The 15,925-nt window shown below is 61.9% G+C and carries 10 protein-coding genes; 7 read left to right on the top strand and 3 right to left on the bottom strand.

Features of this window, described 5'->3' with window-relative positions; all coding sequences use genetic code 11:
• Positions 1-14: 14 nt before the first annotated feature.
• On the bottom strand, positions 15-1,058 hold the full coding sequence (locus NO357_RS20320) for an NAD-dependent epimerase/dehydratase family protein (protein ID WP_306737588.1): 1,044 nt from the start codon (positions 1,056-1,058) through the stop codon (positions 15-17).
• 209 nt (positions 1,059-1,267) lie between these two features.
• Between NO357_RS20320 and NO357_RS20315 the strand changes: the two genes are divergently transcribed.
• On the top strand, positions 1,268-2,713 hold the full coding sequence (locus NO357_RS20315) for a UbiA family prenyltransferase (RefSeq protein ID WP_306737587.1): 1,446 nt from the start codon (positions 1,268-1,270) through the stop codon (positions 2,711-2,713).
• Here the strand turns inward: NO357_RS20315 and NO357_RS20310 are convergent.
• Together NO357_RS20310 and araD are read right to left on the bottom strand one after the other, a co-directional pair.
• Positions 2,681-3,130 carry a GtrA family protein gene (locus NO357_RS20310; protein WP_306737586.1) on the bottom strand — a complete coding sequence of 150 codons (450 nt, stop codon included), beginning with the start codon at positions 3,128-3,130 and terminating at the stop codon, positions 2,681-2,683. The genes NO357_RS20315 and NO357_RS20310 overlap by 33 nt on opposite strands.
• Positions 3,131-3,450: 320 nt before the next feature.
• Positions 3,451-5,184 (bottom strand): L-arabinonate dehydratase, encoded by a 1,734-nt coding sequence (gene araD, locus NO357_RS20305; protein WP_306737585.1) that lies wholly within the window; start codon positions 5,182-5,184, stop codon positions 3,451-3,453.
• 374 nt (positions 5,185-5,558) lie between these two features.
• On the opposite strand from araD, the gene NO357_RS20300 reads away from it, so the two are divergent.
• The 6 genes from NO357_RS20300 (at position 5,559) to NO357_RS20275 (ending at position 15,919) form a co-directional block, all read left to right on the top strand.
• Positions 5,559-6,587 (top strand): sulfotransferase family protein, encoded by a 1,029-nt coding sequence (locus NO357_RS20300; RefSeq protein WP_306737584.1) that lies wholly within the window; start codon positions 5,559-5,561, stop codon positions 6,585-6,587.
• A gap of 81 nt (positions 6,588-6,668) precedes the next feature.
• Positions 6,669-7,697, top strand: coding sequence for a hypothetical protein (locus NO357_RS20295; protein ID WP_306737583.1), 1,029 nt, complete (start codon positions 6,669-6,671; stop codon positions 7,695-7,697).
• A 99-nt stretch (positions 7,698-7,796) separates the two neighbouring features.
• The gene (locus NO357_RS20290; protein ID WP_306737582.1) at positions 7,797-8,825 is read left to right on the top strand and encodes a hypothetical protein; all 1,029 of its coding nucleotides are present in this window, start codon (positions 7,797-7,799) and stop codon (positions 8,823-8,825) included.
• Positions 8,826-8,995: 170 nt separating this feature from the next.
• Positions 8,996-13,054 carry a rhamnan synthesis F family protein gene (locus NO357_RS20285; RefSeq protein WP_306737581.1) on the top strand — a complete coding sequence of 1,353 codons (4,059 nt, stop codon included), beginning with the start codon at positions 8,996-8,998 and terminating at the stop codon, positions 13,052-13,054.
• Positions 13,047-14,261, top strand: coding sequence for a rhamnosyltransferase WsaF family glycosyltransferase (locus NO357_RS20280; protein ID WP_306737580.1), 1,215 nt, complete (start codon positions 13,047-13,049; stop codon positions 14,259-14,261). Before NO357_RS20285 ends, NO357_RS20280 begins: the two co-directional genes overlap by 8 nt.
• The gene (locus tag NO357_RS20275) at positions 14,258-15,919 is read left to right on the top strand and encodes a sulfotransferase family protein (protein ID WP_306737579.1); all 1,662 of its coding nucleotides are present in this window, start codon (positions 14,258-14,260) and stop codon (positions 15,917-15,919) included. Before NO357_RS20280 ends, NO357_RS20275 begins: the two co-directional genes overlap by 4 nt.
• The last annotated feature ends 6 nt before the right edge of the window (positions 15,920-15,925 follow it).

Raw genomic sequence — 15,925 nt, 5'->3', positions numbered from 1 at the left:
CCCGGATTTTTCCGTCACATTACCCAACGCAACAGCGTCAGCGCGCCTTTTTTCCATGGCACGCGGTGAGACACGCCCGGCTGCGCCGAGATGCGGTTGCGGTTCTGCAAATACCATTCGTAGTTTCGGATCAGCGCCGCTTCGTTGGAATAGACAGGCTTGAACCCAAGCCGGTCCCTGGCGCGTTCGATACTGACGAAACTGTCCTTGTTCGCGGTTTCGTAAATCCATTTGTAGAGCGGTGAGAGGTTCATCATCTCCAGTGCCCGTAGCGTCCAGATGGCCGGGGCCGCCGGAACGCTAATGATGCGCTTACCGAAACCAGCGCGGTCCAGCACCGCCTGAAAACTCTGGCGCAGCGATCCGAATGTCTCGGCCCCAATATTGAACGTGTCGTTGACCAGACCTGCCTCTTCATGGGCGCACAACAGCACCGCTTGGGTCAGATCATCGACATCAAGTAACTGGTAGAGGTTGTTGCCCGACCCCAGCACCGGGAAATTGTGCCCTTCGGCGGCAAAACTGTAAAGCAACTCGAAGGCACCCAACCGTTCCGGCCCAACAAAACTCTTTGGGCGCAACACCGGCAGGATCATCCCCTTTTCGCGAAACTCGGCGCAAACAGCCTCGGCCCGAACCTTCGACTCGCCATAGGCCCCAACGCCCATCAACCCGTCGCTTTCAACCAGCGGATGGTGGTCGGGAATGCCATAGACTGCGGTTGAGGAAATGTGGATGAACCGATCGATGTCCCTTTCACGCGCGGCCTCCAGCATCATCCGTGTTCCCTCGACATTGGTGGAACGGATCTCACCCGGGGTAGCCAATGGCAAAGCCGCGGCGCAATGCACCACGATATCGACATCCTGAAAAGCGGCATCAAAAAGGGCCCGGTTTCGGATATCCCCCTGCACTACGGATATCCTGTCTGCCTCGGGATAGGCGAAGGGCGCGGTGTCAATACTCCGCACCTCATGCCCGCGCTCCAATAGGCCACGTATCAGGTTAATGCCCATGAACCCGGCCCCGCCGGTGACCAGAAATCGCTTTTTCGTCATCCCCAACCCTTTTGGCGACGCCTTTCGCAGCGCGCAGCACTCCTCCGACAACGAACCCGATGAAACATCAGAAACTATGAAACACACATCGTTGACGGGACATGATCTAGGTCAAGGGTCCGCGGGCCGATCCTTGGAAAAGTGCCGTCGAGTGACTAAGCTCATACCAACGCCGGGGAAAACCTGCGCCGCAGAAACGGCACGACTTTATGCAGCATCACAAGCTTTCACAGGAGCCAGATCAAGTCGCGGTCACAGGGCCGCTCGTGCTGGATGTGGAAAAAGCCTTGCTACGCACTGACCTGCGCTATGAACGTTTCTGGTCCGCATTCGGCCGCGATCCGTTCGCCGCTTTTTCGGCGGTCGCTGGCAATATTCAGTCGCCAGCACGGCGTGCCCGCGCACTTTCCGAGATCGCGGCGATCACGATCGACCGTCTACCAGTGCGCGAAAGCGTTCTTACGCTTGCGCATGCCGCGCTGGCAAAGGGTCGGCCTGTGCACCTCGTGTCCGGTCTGGACCAGGCCTCGGTCGATGCCTTGGCACTTCGACTGGACCTGCCAGGGCCGCATTTTGGCTCCGGCCCGGATCAAGATCTGACCGGTGCAGGCAAGGCGGCCTTCCTGGTGAAGCGGTTCGGAGCGGGGGGCTTCGATTACGCGGGCCGCGTCACGAACAACGACCATGCGTGGGAACACGCGCGCAATGTGATCGCGATCGCACCCCCCGCGCGCCAACACGGCAAACTGCTGAACCTCGGAAAACCCACTGAAATCATATCAGAAAAATGGCATTTGCTCACACTGGTCCGCGAACTTCGGCCACATCAGTGGGTCAAGAACCTGCTGCTGTTTGTACCGCTTCTGGCCGCGCACCAGTTCACGCCTGCCGCCGTGCTGCAAGTGCTACTGGCCGTAATGGCCTTCAGCCTCGGCGCGTCGTCGACCTATGTCCTCAACGATCTCTTTGATCTCGATGCAGACCGCCACCATCCGGAAAAACGACACCGTCCGATTGCCTCTGGGATGTTGCCGATTCCCGTGGCGGTGATGGCCAGCGCAACACTCGCCGCGCTCGCGCTGACACTGGCCCTGGCGGTCGGCCCGCCGGTCGCGGGGCTGACATTGATCTACATGCTGGGCAGTCTGGGCTATTCCCTGTGGCTGAAGAAACGCCGCTGGCTCGATGTTGTCGCGCTGGCCTGCCTTTTCCTTTTACGTGTGGTGGCCGGAGCCGTCGCCGCAGGCGTGCAAATCCCACCGATCCTGTTGGCACTCGGATTCACCGTGTTTTTCGTATTGGCATGCGTCAAGCGGATAACCGCTCTAAGCCGGCTACAGGTGCACGGCCACTTGCCCGGACGGGGGTATCGGCCGTCCGATCTTCTCAAACTCGAATGGGCGGCCTACGTATCCATCATCGTGACCGCCGCGATTTTTATCGCCTACAGTTTCGGGTTCGAGGCCGGCGATCTATACGAAAAACGAGCCGTTCTCTCGTTTGCCGTCGTGCCATTGGTCGTCTGGCTCTATCGTATCGTTCAGCTCAGCATTCAGGGGCGGGAAGACTATGACCCGGTCAGTTTCGTTCTGCGTGACGGTACCGGGCTGGCGATCGCAGCATCAGGCATCGCCCTGATCGTGCTGGCGATCTGACCCGGCTTGCGCGCATCCGACCAGTTTTCTGAAAACGAACCGGCGGTCCAGATTGAACTTCAACACATAACCGACGGTCAGTCCGATCACGGCACCGACCTCGCGCATCTCATGGGTTTGCCAGATCAGCCAGAAAGCAGTTTCGCTGCCCCAGAAAACCAGCGTCGTGCCGATTCCCGTGATCGTGTAAAGGGTGAACAGTCGGACCTCTTTGCGGGCCGGGCGCAACGCATCGGAGAAAATCCAACGTTTATCGAGCACGTATTTGGTGACAAGCCCCACTGCGGTTCCTGCCAACATGGCAAGGAAGAACCAATCGCTATCGAGCGCAAGAACAACCCGTTGCGCGCCAAGATTGACCAGCGTTGCGATAATGGCAAACGCGGCATAAAGGAAAACCAGAGCCAACGTGTTCACCTATGCGCTCCCATCTTGGGCACGGATATCTGGAGTTTACCGAAGCAACCGAAACGCCTGCAAGACGAACGATCATGCCGTTGAAAAGCTCTTCAACCACACATCCCAACTCGACGGCGCCCAGAATTCCTTCGGCATAAGATTCCCGTTGTCCTGCGCGGCGCCAGCAGACGTAACCGAAATTTTGATGACGGAGATCTGCTCTGCGCCGAACGCACCGTGTCCCTCAAGCGCATGAAGTCCGGATCCCGACCTTCCGCTTTTTCGGGCAACGGTGCGATCATGCCCCTCGGCACACCCGGCCGGCGCAGGATCGTACATCAAAAAATGTCCGGCTCCCGCACCGGGGCGCCGAATTCGCTGCCGAGGAAATCGAAGTCGCAGCCTTTGTCGGCCTGTTCGATATGGCGCGAAAACATCCAGCCATAACCGCGCGCGTAGCGTGGCGCCGGTGGCGTCCAAGCCGCCCGCCGGCGTGCCAGTTCGGCCTCCGGCACCCTAAGGTTCAGAGACCGGTTCGGCACGTCAAGCTCGATGATGTCGCCGGTCTCGACCAGCGCCAGCGGCCCGCCGACGAAGGCCTCGGGCGCCACATGCAGCACACAGGCACCATAGGAGGTGCCCGACATCCGCGCATCCGACAGCCGCACCATGTCGCGATGACCCTGGTTCAGCAGCGCCTGCGGCATCGGGATCATCCCCCACTCCGGCATCCCCGGCCCGCCCTGCGGTCCGGCATTGCGCAGGATCAGAACGTGATCCGGCGTCATCGGGTAATCGGGGTCGGTGATGATCGTCTTCAACTCGGGATAGCTGTCAGCGACGATGGCCGGGCCGGCATGGACCTGGAATCGCGGGTCCATTGCCGCGGGCTTGATCACTGCGCCGTCGGGAGCAAGGTTGCCCTTCAGCACCGCCAGCGACCCTTCGTGATAGACCGGGTTGTCAAGCGTCCGGATCACGTCCGGGTTGTAGTTGACCGCCGACGCGATGTTTTCGCCCAGGGTTCGGCCGCTCACTGTCAGCACCCCAAGGTCCAGCTTGTCGCTCAACTCCTTCATCAACGCGGGCAACCCGCCGGCATAGAAGAAATCCTCCATCAGGTAGTCTTTCCCCGACGGACGGATATTGGCGATGACCGGGGTGGTGCGGCCGATGGCGTCGAGATCGTCGAGTGTCAGCGGTATACCCGCCCGCCGCGCCATCGCGATCAGGTGGATGATGGCGTTGGTGGAACAGCCCGTCGCCATCGCCACCGTCACCGCGTTGCGGGTGCTGGCGCGTGTCATCACTTTGCCTGGGGTCAGATCTTCCCACACCATCTCCACGATGCGGCGGCCGCAGGCCGCGGCCATGCGCTTGTGTCCGGCATCGGGAGCCGGAATCGCCGAGGCCCCGGGCAATGTCAGCCCCCAAGCTTCGGCAATAGACATCATCGTACTAGCAGTGCCCATTGTCATGCAGGTGCCATAGCTGCGCGCGATCCCGCCCTGTACGCCGTCCCATTGCTCCTTCGAAATGGTGCCGGCGCGGCGTTCATCCCAGTATTTCCAGACATCGGTGCCCGAACCCAGCTTTTCGCCCGCATAATTGCCGCGCAGCATCGCGCCTGCCGGCAGGAAGATGAACGGCAACCCCATGCTCACCGCCCCCATCACCAGCGCGGGCGTGGACTTGTCGCAGCCGCCTAACAGCACCGCGCCGTCAATCGGGTGGGCGCGCAGCGTCTCCTCGGCCTCGAGCGCGCCCATGTTGCGATAAAGCATTGAGGTGGGTTTGAGGAACTGTTCCGAGAAGGAATGCACCGGCATTTCGACCGGCATCCCACCAGCCTGCCAGACGCCGCGCTTCACTTGCTCGGCCCGGTCGCGCAGGTGATGGTGACAGGGCGACAAATCGGACCAGGTGTTGATCACGGCGATCACCGGCTTGCCGTCCCAGTCCGCCCTATCGAGCCCCATCTGCATGGCGCGCGAGCGGTGGCCCATTGAACGCAGGTCGTCAGGGGCGAACCATCGCGCCGAGCGCAGGTCTGCGGGCTTCTTTCTGGTCATGGCGCGCTCCTCCGTGCAACATCGGAGAGGATTTGAGCATGGCGGCGGATGTTAGGCCAGCCCGAACCCGCCTTGAGCGCGAGAACCGCCGGCAAAATTGCTGCTGTCGTTCCGGTTTAACCCGCTTGCTCGCCGCCTGTGCTGCCGGACATCAACCGCACACCCGTCCGTCCGACCTCTGCGCGGCACCATTCGGCCCAAGCCGGCAACTGTGCCTTTACCTTCAACGGAGAACCGGCTAGAGATGCGCCGGTTTGCGCCCGGTGTCCGGCCACGGCGCGACAAGACTTCACGCCGTGCCGCGACCGGCGCAAAAACGGGACCGCGGATGAGGCAGTCCGGTCGCACGAAGGCGCGAAACCCCGGAGGAATGCGTGCGGAAGGAAATTTTCATCCATGTCGGCGCCGGCAAGACCGGCACCACTGCCCTCCAGGCGTTCTTCTTCGCGAACGAAAGCAGGTTCACGCAAAAGGGGGTGCACTTCCCCCAGATCGGGCGGGTGGTCTCAAACGCGCAACTCACCCACCATGGGCTCTCCTGGCACGGCGTGCACCGAACCGAGACGCCCGCCGACACCCACGCGATGTGGCGCGATATCGCGGCCACGGACAGTCCTAGGATCGTCATCACCTCGGAATACCTGCACAGCAGCATCGCGGCGTCCAACGGTCCGGCCTTCTTCAAGGAAATCGCGCGCATTCTCGCGCCGCACGATGTCCGCATCGTATTCTATCTGCGCCGACAGAGCCAATGGCTGCAAAGCGCCTATGCGCAATGGGTCAAGGTCAACCTGCTGAGCAAACCGTTCCCGGACTTCGTGCGTGATTTCAACAAGAACCCGGTCGATCAGGTCTTCCTGTTCGCCGGTATCTTCGGGGCTGAAAACATGATCGTTCGGCCCTACGAGCGCGGCCAGTTCGACGGCGGCAATATCCAGCGCGATTTCTGCGCCGCCATCGGGATCGACTGGGACGACGCCTTCGTCCTGCCCGAGGGCAACCCTAACCCACGGCTCACTGGCGACGCGCTCGAACTCAAACGGCAGATGAACAGCCTGGCTGAAAGTCCTGACGAGTTGCGTGCCATCCAGCGCGACCTGCAGGCCTATTCCGACCACGTCAATCAGGACAGCCGCAGCACCTTCGTTGCGCACGCGATGCTCGATCCTGCCGAAGCACAGCGTATCGAGACCGAGAACGCACCGAAATACGCCCGCATCGCCCGCGACTTACTCGGCCGCGTCGATGGCGTGCTGTTCCGCGACCCGTTACCGAAAGCGCTCTCGGGGTCTGCGGCTTCGCAGGCGCCAGTCTCGACCGACCAGGTGCAGCTCTATATGCTGATGCAGATGCACCAGCGCCTAGAAAGACTTCGCCGGCGGATCGGGAAGCTGAACAACTGAGCCTCCAACCCCCGGCCCGCGAAAAGCCAATTGCGCTCGGGCGGGCGGATGGCTATGCGACAGGCAGTCACGGAGGAGTGCGTGCGGAGAAAGTTGTTCATCCATGTCGGCGCCGGAAAAACCGGCACGTCGGCGTTGCAGGATTTCTTCTTCGCCAACGAAGAGCGTCTAGCGCAGAAGGGCGTGGTCTTCCCCAAGCATGGCCGCTCGCCCAACAAGATCTCGATTGCCCACCATCCGCTGGCTTGGCGCGGTCGCTTCCGGCTCGGAGAGGAAGCCGATGTCCTCGCCCTGTGGCGGGAGATCGCCGCGTTGGAGCAGCCACGCCTCGTGGTGTCATCCGAGTTTTTCCATGGCAAGGTCACCGACCCAGATGGCCCCGCGTTCTTCGAAAAGCTGAAAGAGATGTTCCACGATACCGACATCCGGATCGTGTTCTACCTCCGTCGTCAGAGCCAATGGCTACAAAGCGCCTATGCGCAATGGGTCAAGAACAACCTGCAAAGCCGCACCTTCCAGAAATTCGTCCGCAGCTTCGCCCACAACCCCGTTGACCAGGTCTTCGCCTATGCCGAAGTCTTCGGGTCCGAGGCGATGATCGTGCGGCCTTTCGAGCGCGGCCAGTTCGCGGGTGGCAGCATCCAGCGCGATTTCTGCGCCGCCATCGGGATCAACTGGGACGACGCCTTCGTCCTCCCCGAGGGCAACCCCAACCCTCGGTTTGCCGGCGACGCGCTTGAACTTAAAAGGCAGATCAACCGGTTTGCCGGAACCGCCAGGGAACTGCGCGCCATCCAGCGCGACCTGCAGGCCTATTCCGATCTGGTCGGCCGGGACAGCCGCAGTGTCTTCGTCTCACACGCGATGCTGGACCGCACCGAACAGCAGCGCATCGAAAACGAGAACGAACCGAAATACGCCCGTATCGCGCGTGACTTCCTTGGCCGCGCCGACGGCGTTCTGTTTCGCGACCCGCTGCCCCAAGCGCCGGAAACCGCCGAGGCGGATGAGGGGGCGGTCGCCACCGATCAGGTACGGGTCTATCTCCTGATGCAGATTCACCACCGGATCGAACGCTTGCGCCGAAAGCTGAAAACCAAGACGCCCTAGGCGGGGCACTCTGCGAGTGGAGGCCCGGGGCCGACCTCAAAATGCCAATTGCGCTCGGATTGGGGGATAACTATGCGGAATGCGACCACGGAGGTTTGCGTGCGTAAGCAAATGTTCATCCATGTCGGCGCCGGCAAGACCGGCACCTCGGCGCTTCAGGCGTTTCTCTTCGCCAACGAGGCCCGGCTGGCTGAAAAGGGCGTGCACTCCCCACAAGAGGGTCGTGTCCTCACAGGTGACAGTTTTGCCCATCACGGTCTCTCGAACCATGGCCCCCACCAGCAACCCGATCCCGAAGACGTGCTCGACCTGTGGCGTCAGGTCGCCGCTTACGAAGGCCCGCGCGTCGCGCTATCGTCAGAATACTTCCACAACAGGGTGCCCGGTGTGGCGGGGCGGGCATTTTTCAGCGCGGTCGCACAGATACTTTGCGATTGGGACATCCGCATCGTGTTCTATCTCCGCCGCCAGAGCCAGTGGCTGCAAAGCGTCTACGCCCAATGGGTCAAGGGACATCTGTTGTCCGAGACTTTCTCTGACTTCGCCCACCGTTACACCCGCAACCCGGCCGATCAGATTTTTGACTTCGCCGAGATTTTCGGCGCTGACAACGTGATCGTGCGTCCGTTCGAGCGCGGCCAGTTCCAAGGCGGCAACATCCAACGCGATTTCTGCGCCGCCATCGGGATCGACTGGGACGACGCCTTCACCATTCCCGAAGGCAACCCGAACCCACGGCTCGCCGGCGATGCTCTCGAACTCAAGCGTCAGATGAACCGCTACGCCGAGAGCACCAGGGAACTTCGCGCCCTCCAGCGCGACCTGCAGGCCTATTCTGACCTCGTCAGCCAGGACAGTCGCAGCGTCTTCGTCTCTCACGCCATGCTCGATGCCGACGAACAGCGGCGCATCGAGGCTGAAAACGAACCGAAATACGCCCGGATCGCCCGCGACTTCCTCGGCCGCGCTGATGGAGTGCTGTTCCGGGAACCTCTGCCCGACGACTCAAAAAGCGCAACATCGGCGCAGGCGTCGGTCTCAACCGATCAGGTGCAGGCTTACCTTCTGATGCAGATGCACCGCCGAATCGCCGCCTTGCTCAAAAAAGGCGCAACGCCCGACAAGTGAGGTTTTCCGCCGGGCGCGTCCCTTGCTTTACCTGTGATTGTATGAGACATGCTGAATTGCGTCGGAACCCTTCAAAGCCAAGATGAGACGACGCCGGGCGTCATGTTGGACGCGCCTGGTTCAAAGTTCAAATGGGCCCCGGCACCGGTTTGATGTGGCAGGATTTGAACATGACATTGCGGCAGGACGAACGGGACATCTCAGTCAAATCGCAGTTGTTCGATTCCGACTGGTATAGAAACCGCTACCCCGATGTCCGCCTCTCTGGAATCGACCCGGTTCGCCACTACCTGTCAATCGGCGCCCAGCTTGGCCGCGACCCCGGTCCGGATTTTAGCACCGCCGGCTACCTGCGGACCTATCTCGATGTGGCCGCCCGGGGCGAAAACCCGCTGGTCCATTTCGAGCGGCATGGCCGCGGCGAACGGCGCAACCCGCGCCCCAAGCCTCGCCCACCGGCGACGGGCGGACGTGGTGGCCTGGCCCGCGTCGACGTAGTTGTGCCGGTCTATAACGCGCTTGATGATGTCCGCGCCTGCCTCGAGTCTCTGGCCCACTGCCCCACCGGCTTCGACCTGCGCGTTCTGGTTGTAAATGACGGCTCCGACGCCCCGACCACCGACTGGCTGCGCAGCGCCTGCAGTACGCTCGACACTCGAACGGCCCGGTTCGAGCTGATCGAGCACAACCATAACAAAGGTTACACCAAGGCGGTCAATACCGGGCTGCTTGCCTCGGACGCGCCCTACGTGGTGACCCTCAACAGCGATACCATCGTCACACCTCACTGGCTCGACGGGTTGGTGCGCTGTATGAACTCGGCTCCGGACATCGGCATCACTGGCCCACTCTCCAACGCGGCCAGTTGGCAGAATGTTCCCGAGTTGCGCGGTCCGGACGGCGGCTTTGCGATCAACGCGTTGCCCGAAGGCATTCAGCCCGACGACATGGCCGCGGTCATCCTTCAGTCCAGCCAGCGCGTCTATCCACGCAGCACCTTCCTCAACGGCTTCTGTTTCATGATCCGTCGCGAGGTGCTCGATGCAATAGGCTACATGGACGAAGCGGCCTTTCCCACCGGTTATGGTGAGGAAAACGATTTCTGCATCCGGGCACAGGACGCCGGCTTCGCGCTGGCCATCGCCGACGATACCTATGTGTTCCACGCCAAATCCAAGAGCTTCGGCAGCACGCGGCGTGAAGAATTGTCCAAGGCCGGCGGCGAGGCGCTGCGCGCCAAGCACAGCGCTGAAAAATTCCGTGATCTGGTCGAGCAGGTCGCGCGCACCGAGGTCATGGACGCGGTGCGCCGACGCATCCGGCGCTATCTTGGCCACTTCCAGATGACCCAGACGGCTCGCGCGGCCGACCTGACGACATCGCAGAAGGTTCTGTTCCTGATGCCGGTTGGCGGTGGTGGTGGCGGCGCCAATTCGGTGGTTCAGGAGGCTGCGGCGATGCGCCGGATTGGCGTCGATGCCAGGATTGCCGTCTTCGTTCAGGATTTCGACGGCTACCAGCAACAGTACGCCGATGTCGATAGCGTGGCAAACCTGTTCGTCACCATGCAGGATGAAACCCTGGTCGATCTCGCAGCGCCTTTTGATGTCGTGATTGCAACCTTCCACAGTTCGGTGCCCCGGCTCGAACGCATCGTAGCCGCCCACCCCCATATTCTGCCAGCTTACTACGCCCAGGACTACGAACCGCTGTTCTATGACGACGGCAGCACCGAGCGCGAGGCGGCACTGGCCTCCTACACGACCGTGCCGGGCTGCTTGGTTTTCGCCAAGACCGACTGGATCTGCCACCAAATCGAAACCAACCATGACACGCCAGTGCACAAGGTCGCCCCAAGCATAGATGAGGCGCTGTTCCACCCGCCGGGCGGTCGGCCGCTATTCGATCCCGGCTGCATTCGTATCGCCGCAATGATCCGGCCAAGCACCCCGCGCCGCGGTGCCGGGCGTACGATGGAAGTGCTGGCCGGCCTGAAACAGCGTTTCGGCGAAGGTGTCGCGATCACCATTTACGGCTGCGCCGCTGACGACCCCGCCTTCGAAGGCCTGAAAACCGATTTCGCCTTCGAAAACCGCGGCGTGCTGACCCGACCGCAGGTGGCAACAATGCTGCAGGTCACCGATGTTCATGTCGATCTTTCTGATTACCAGGCCTTCGGTCGCACGGGGCTCGAGGCGATGGCCTGCGGCGCAGCGGCGGTGGTGCCGCGGGCTGGTGGCTGCGGCGAGTATGCTGTCGACGGCGTCAATGCTCTGGTGGTGGACAGTCTCGATCCCAACGCCTGCGGCGACGCCATCGCCGCCTTGGTCAAAGACCGTGACCGGCTGGCCCGGATGCGTCTCTCGGCGCTGCACACCGCCGCGGGCTATACCGCCAATCGGGCCGCGCTCAGCGAACTCACCCTCTTCGCACAGGAGTTGGCCGCCCGCCGCGACCGCCGAGACGCCCCCGAGCCGGAGACCGCGGCCGACAACGCGACCACCACCGCGCTGTCAGCGGCCCAGTCGCCCGAGGATCTCAGCCGTTTCCCGCTCCCAGCGTTCGCCGAGAAGGGCTATCAGCTCGAACTCGACCCCTCGAGCCCGGCGCTGGTGCTGCCCTACGAGGCGCACAGCCGCCCGCAACCGTTGCCCTCAATGAACGTGGGTATCCAGCTTCATCTGCACTACGTCGACCTGCTGCCCGAGTTCACCCACTACCTGCGCAACGTGCCGGGGCCGTTCCACCTCTATGTCTCGGTGCCAGCCCCCGAGCATGTAAACCCCACCGCCGCCGCTCTGCGTACCGCCCTGCCAAAGGCCACGGTGAAGGTGAAGAACTTCGAAAACCGCGGCCGCGACATCGGGCCGTTTCTCGCCGGCTTCGGCCGCGACTTGGCGCAGCACGACTATGTCTGCCACATCCACTCCAAACGCAGCCCGCACAACCCGGCGAAGCAGGACTGGCGGGCGCAGTTGATGACCAACCTGATGGGCTCGCGCGCGATCGTATCTGAAATCTTCCGCCTGTTCGAATACAACCCCCATCTCGGCATGGTCTTCCCCGAATACCACTGGTCGCTTGCAGAACAGATCAGCTGGGGCACGAATTTCGACGCCTGTGTGCCGCTGGCCAAGACACTGGGGATTTCGATTTCGCCCGATCATCTCGATCTCTTTCCCGCCGGCTCGATGTTCTGGGCGCGCGGCGCCGCACTCGCAAACCTGTTTGCCCTCGACCTGAGCTTCGAGGACTTCCCCGAAGAAGCCGCGCAGGTCGACGGTACCGTTGCCCACGCGGTCGAGCGGCTGCTTGGCACGATCGTGGTCCAGGCAGGGTACAAGCTGCAACAGGTGCGCAGCTCCAAACCGCACGACCTGCTGAGCTACTACACCGCGCAATGGCCCTTTCATGACAAGTCCGCCGCCGAACTCGCGACGGTCGTCGCCGAATACCGCGCGGCCCATGTCCCCGGCCATGCCCGCATCGGCCTGCTCTGCGCCAATGCCGGCGGCTACGATGCGACCGTGGTGCATGAACACCTCGACCCCGGCATCGACTACCACCTCGTGGTCGACCAGCCGACCGAAGACAAAGGCTTCTGGATCATCCACCCGATGACCGAGACCGGAAGTAACGGCACCGACAAAGCTCGGGCGGTCAAGACCAACCCATTTCCTTTCTTGGGCGACTGCGACATCGGCATCTGGATCGACGCCAACGTGCTGATCCGCAGCCCGCTCGACCGCTACCTCGAAATGGTGCGCGCCAACCCGGACATCCCGATCTTCGGCATCCCCCACCCGCATCGCCGCTGCATTTTCGACGAGGCCAAAACCGTCTCCGACTACAATAAGGCTGACCCGGCCAAGGTGCGCGCGCAGATGGACCTTTACGCCAAAGACGGCTATCCCAAACAGAACGGCCTGATCGAGTCCAACCTGCTGATGTTCAACCTGCGCCATCCGGAAATCGAAAAACTCTTTGCTCTGTGGCGCGAACAGATCACTTCGCAGACCCACCGCGACCAGCTCAGCTTGAACTACGCCCTTTGGAAACTTGGGCTCGACTGGATGCCGCTGATGTCGGAAGGCAAGAATCTTAGGACTGAACCGGAATTTGCCTATTTCGGCCATGGCGGCAATTCCGGCTACACCCCGGTCAGCATTCCCGGATCCCAGCTCGTCGATCCCGCCACGTTGGCCGAGGAAAGGCGCAAGCATGCCTGAACGCGACGGGCTGATGGATCTGGCTCAGGCGACTGCAGCAGATCTGCAAGCCAATTTCGATGCCATCGAACGTGGCGAGGCCGAGAACATCACCACACCTTATACGATGATCTGGTTCCTGCCGCTGGTGCCACACGCGCTCAAGGGCGGGGTGCGCACGGTGTTTGCCTTCTCCGAGCACATGTCGATCCGCCACGGCACGCAAAGTGTTTTCGTCATCTATTCCTTCAATGGCCGCGACTTCGACACCAGCGGTCTGGTCGCGTCACTGCGCGAAAACTTCCCCCGACTTAATTTCGTGGTCCGCGTCTTTCGCCGCAACATCGACCGGGCCGAGGACCTGCCGGCCTCTGACATCGCCTTCTGCACGCTCTGGACCACTGCCTACGTCATGCTGCGCTACAACCAGACTCGGCGTAAATTCTATTTCATGCAGGATTTCGAGCCGATGTTCTATGCCGGCGGCGATCTCTACATGATGATCGAACAGACCTACCGCTTCGGCTATTCCTGTATCGCCAACACCCCCGGCGTGGGGCGGAAATATCTGCAATACAGTGACGACATGGTCAGTTTCCTGCCTGGGATCGACCATTCGGTGTTCTACCCCTCCGACACGCCGCGCCCGACCGGTGGCCCCTTTCGCGCCGTGTTCTACGGCCGGCCCGAAAATGCCCGCAACGGCTTCTTCCTCGGCACCGACATCCTGAAATCTCTGAAAGCAAAGATGGGCGACCGGATCGAAATCCTGTCCGCGGGCGCGGAATGGGAGCCGTCGCAATACGGGCTCGATGGGGTCGTCAACAACCTCGGTCTGCTGAAAACGATCAAGGAAGTCGCCGATCTCTACCGCTCCTGCGATCTTGGCCTCGTCTTTATGGCGACTCCACATCCTTCTTATCAACCCTTGGAATACATGGCTTGCGGCTGCCTCACGGTGACGAATATCAATGAGGCCAACCAGTGGCTTCTGAACCGGGAGAATGCACTTTTGGTCGAACCGATCCCAGATATCGCTGCGAACCGGATGGTTGATATCCTTGGCGATGCGCCCCGCCGGGCTCAGCTCGTGGCCAAGGGGCGCGACACCGTGCTGGGGCTCGACTGGAACAATGCTTTTGCCATTATCGAGCGCCGCATTCTGTCGTCACGGGGCCCCCGCGCCAACCGGCCGGACGCTCCCAACCTGGCGGAGGCCGGGCGATGAACGTTGCCGAGCCGATGCACGAGTCCAAAGACCGGATCGCGCCTGCGGAGAAGACGACCTCGGCAGCCCGCCATGCCCTGATCGTGCTCGGCATGCACCGCTCCGGCACGTCAGCCCTGACCGGCAGCCTCCAGCTCTTGGGCTGCAGCGCGCCCGCCCACGAGATGGCACCGCACGAGCAAAACCCCAAGGGCTTTTTCGAATCCGTCCCGATCGTGGAACTGAACGACCGGATACTGGCGGCGTCAGGGCAGAAATGGCGCGACTGGACCGCGCCGCCCGAGATGCGACTGCCAAACAGTCTCGAAACCGAATTCCTTGAACACGCCAAGACACTTCTCAGCGCCGAATTCGGCTCCGCGCCGGTCTTCGCGCTCAAGGATCCGCGCATGTGCCGGTTGTTGCCGTTCTGGCTGAAGGCGTTCGAGGCCAGCGACATTGCGCCGGTCGTTGTGCATATCCACCGCTCACCGCACGAGGTCGCGCGTTCGCTTGAGACGCGCAACCAGATGACTGTGTCTTACGGTTATCTGCTGTGGATGACCCATGTGCTTCAGGCCGAAGTCGACAGTCGCGGCCTGCCGCGCTGCTTCGTCAGTTTCACCCACCTGTTGCGGGATCCCGTCGGAACGCTCGAACGGATCGAATCCCGTCTGCCACTGCGCTTTGCAAGAACGCCAGCCGACGCCCGCGACGACCTTAAGGCCTTTCTCGACTCCGGCCTCCGCCACTACGCAGCCGACCCGGATGCCGAGCTGCCCCGCCTCATACGTGATGTGCTCGAAACACTTGAACGCTGGGAAAAGAGCGGCGAAGACAAACGCGGTCGAATCGCTCTGGACCTGGCGCGCGCTGCCTATTTCGCGCTGCTCGCCGAAAGCCCGGACGGAGATACTGACAGCCTGTCGCGCGCGCTGGACCATATCGGCACAGTAGAGACGGACGCGACACAAGAGGTCGTCAACATGAAAAAGATGACGAAACCCGAGCTGATCAAGCTGGCCGCCTCGCTGCAGGAGGCGAACCTCGCCCTGCGCAAGAGCACAGAGGAAAACCAGGACAAGATCGCGAAAAAGTCCGCCAAGATTGCCGAGCTCGGGACATGCATCGAACAGCGCGACCGTGAACTCGCCTCGCTCGGGCAGATGGTTACCCAGGCCGAGGACATCGCCGACGATCTGGAAACGCGCCTTGCCGAACAGACCCGGCTAAGCCACAAGCTTTCCGACACGCTGGCCTCCTTGTCCCGGCAGAAAGACGAACTGGCGGCTGAAAAATCCGCGCTGATCAGCGAGCAGGACGACGTTCGGCAGAGAGCCGAGGCGCTGGAGCGGGAAAACGGCGAGTTGCACGCCCTCGTCGCCCGCGTCGAAGGCCAACGCAAGGCGCTGGAGAACGAAAACGGAGAACTGCACGCGCTGGTGGCTCGTGTCGAAGGCCAGCGCCAGACATTGGAAAACGAGAACGGCGAACTGCACGCGCTGGTGGCGAAGGTCGAAGACCAGCGGCAGGTACTTGAGCGGGAAAACGGCGAGCTGCACGCGCTTGTGGCCCGGATCGAAGATCAGCGTCAGAAAATTGCCAACAGCACGATCTGGCGGGCAACCAAGCCGTTGCGCAAGACGATGAACCTGTTCCGAGGCAGCAAATCCGGCTGACGCGGC

Source organism: Marimonas arenosa (assembly GCF_030848945.1).
Lineage (GTDB): Bacteria > Pseudomonadota > Alphaproteobacteria > Rhodobacterales > Rhodobacteraceae > Marimonas > Marimonas arenosa.
This window is presented reverse-complemented; position numbering and strand designations above follow the sequence as displayed.

Coding starts and splice junctions, on each gene's coding strand:
- NO357_RS20285 (WP_306737581.1), top strand. CDS start 8,996: ATGACATTGCGGCAGGACGAACGGGACATCTCAGTCAAATCGCAGTTG.
- NO357_RS20275 (WP_306737579.1), top strand. CDS start 14,258: ATGAACGTTGCCGAGCCGATGCACGAGTCCAAAGACCGGATCGCGCCT.
- NO357_RS20315 (WP_306737587.1), top strand. CDS start 1,268: ATGCAGCATCACAAGCTTTCACAGGAGCCAGATCAAGTCGCGGTCACA.
- araD (WP_306737585.1), bottom strand. CDS start 5,184: ATGACCAGAAAGAAGCCCGCAGACCTGCGCTCGGCGCGATGGTTCGCC.
- NO357_RS20320 (WP_306737588.1), bottom strand. CDS start 1,058: ATGACGAAAAAGCGATTTCTGGTCACCGGCGGGGCCGGGTTCATGGGC.
- NO357_RS20280 (WP_306737580.1), top strand. CDS start 13,047: ATGCCTGAACGCGACGGGCTGATGGATCTGGCTCAGGCGACTGCAGCA.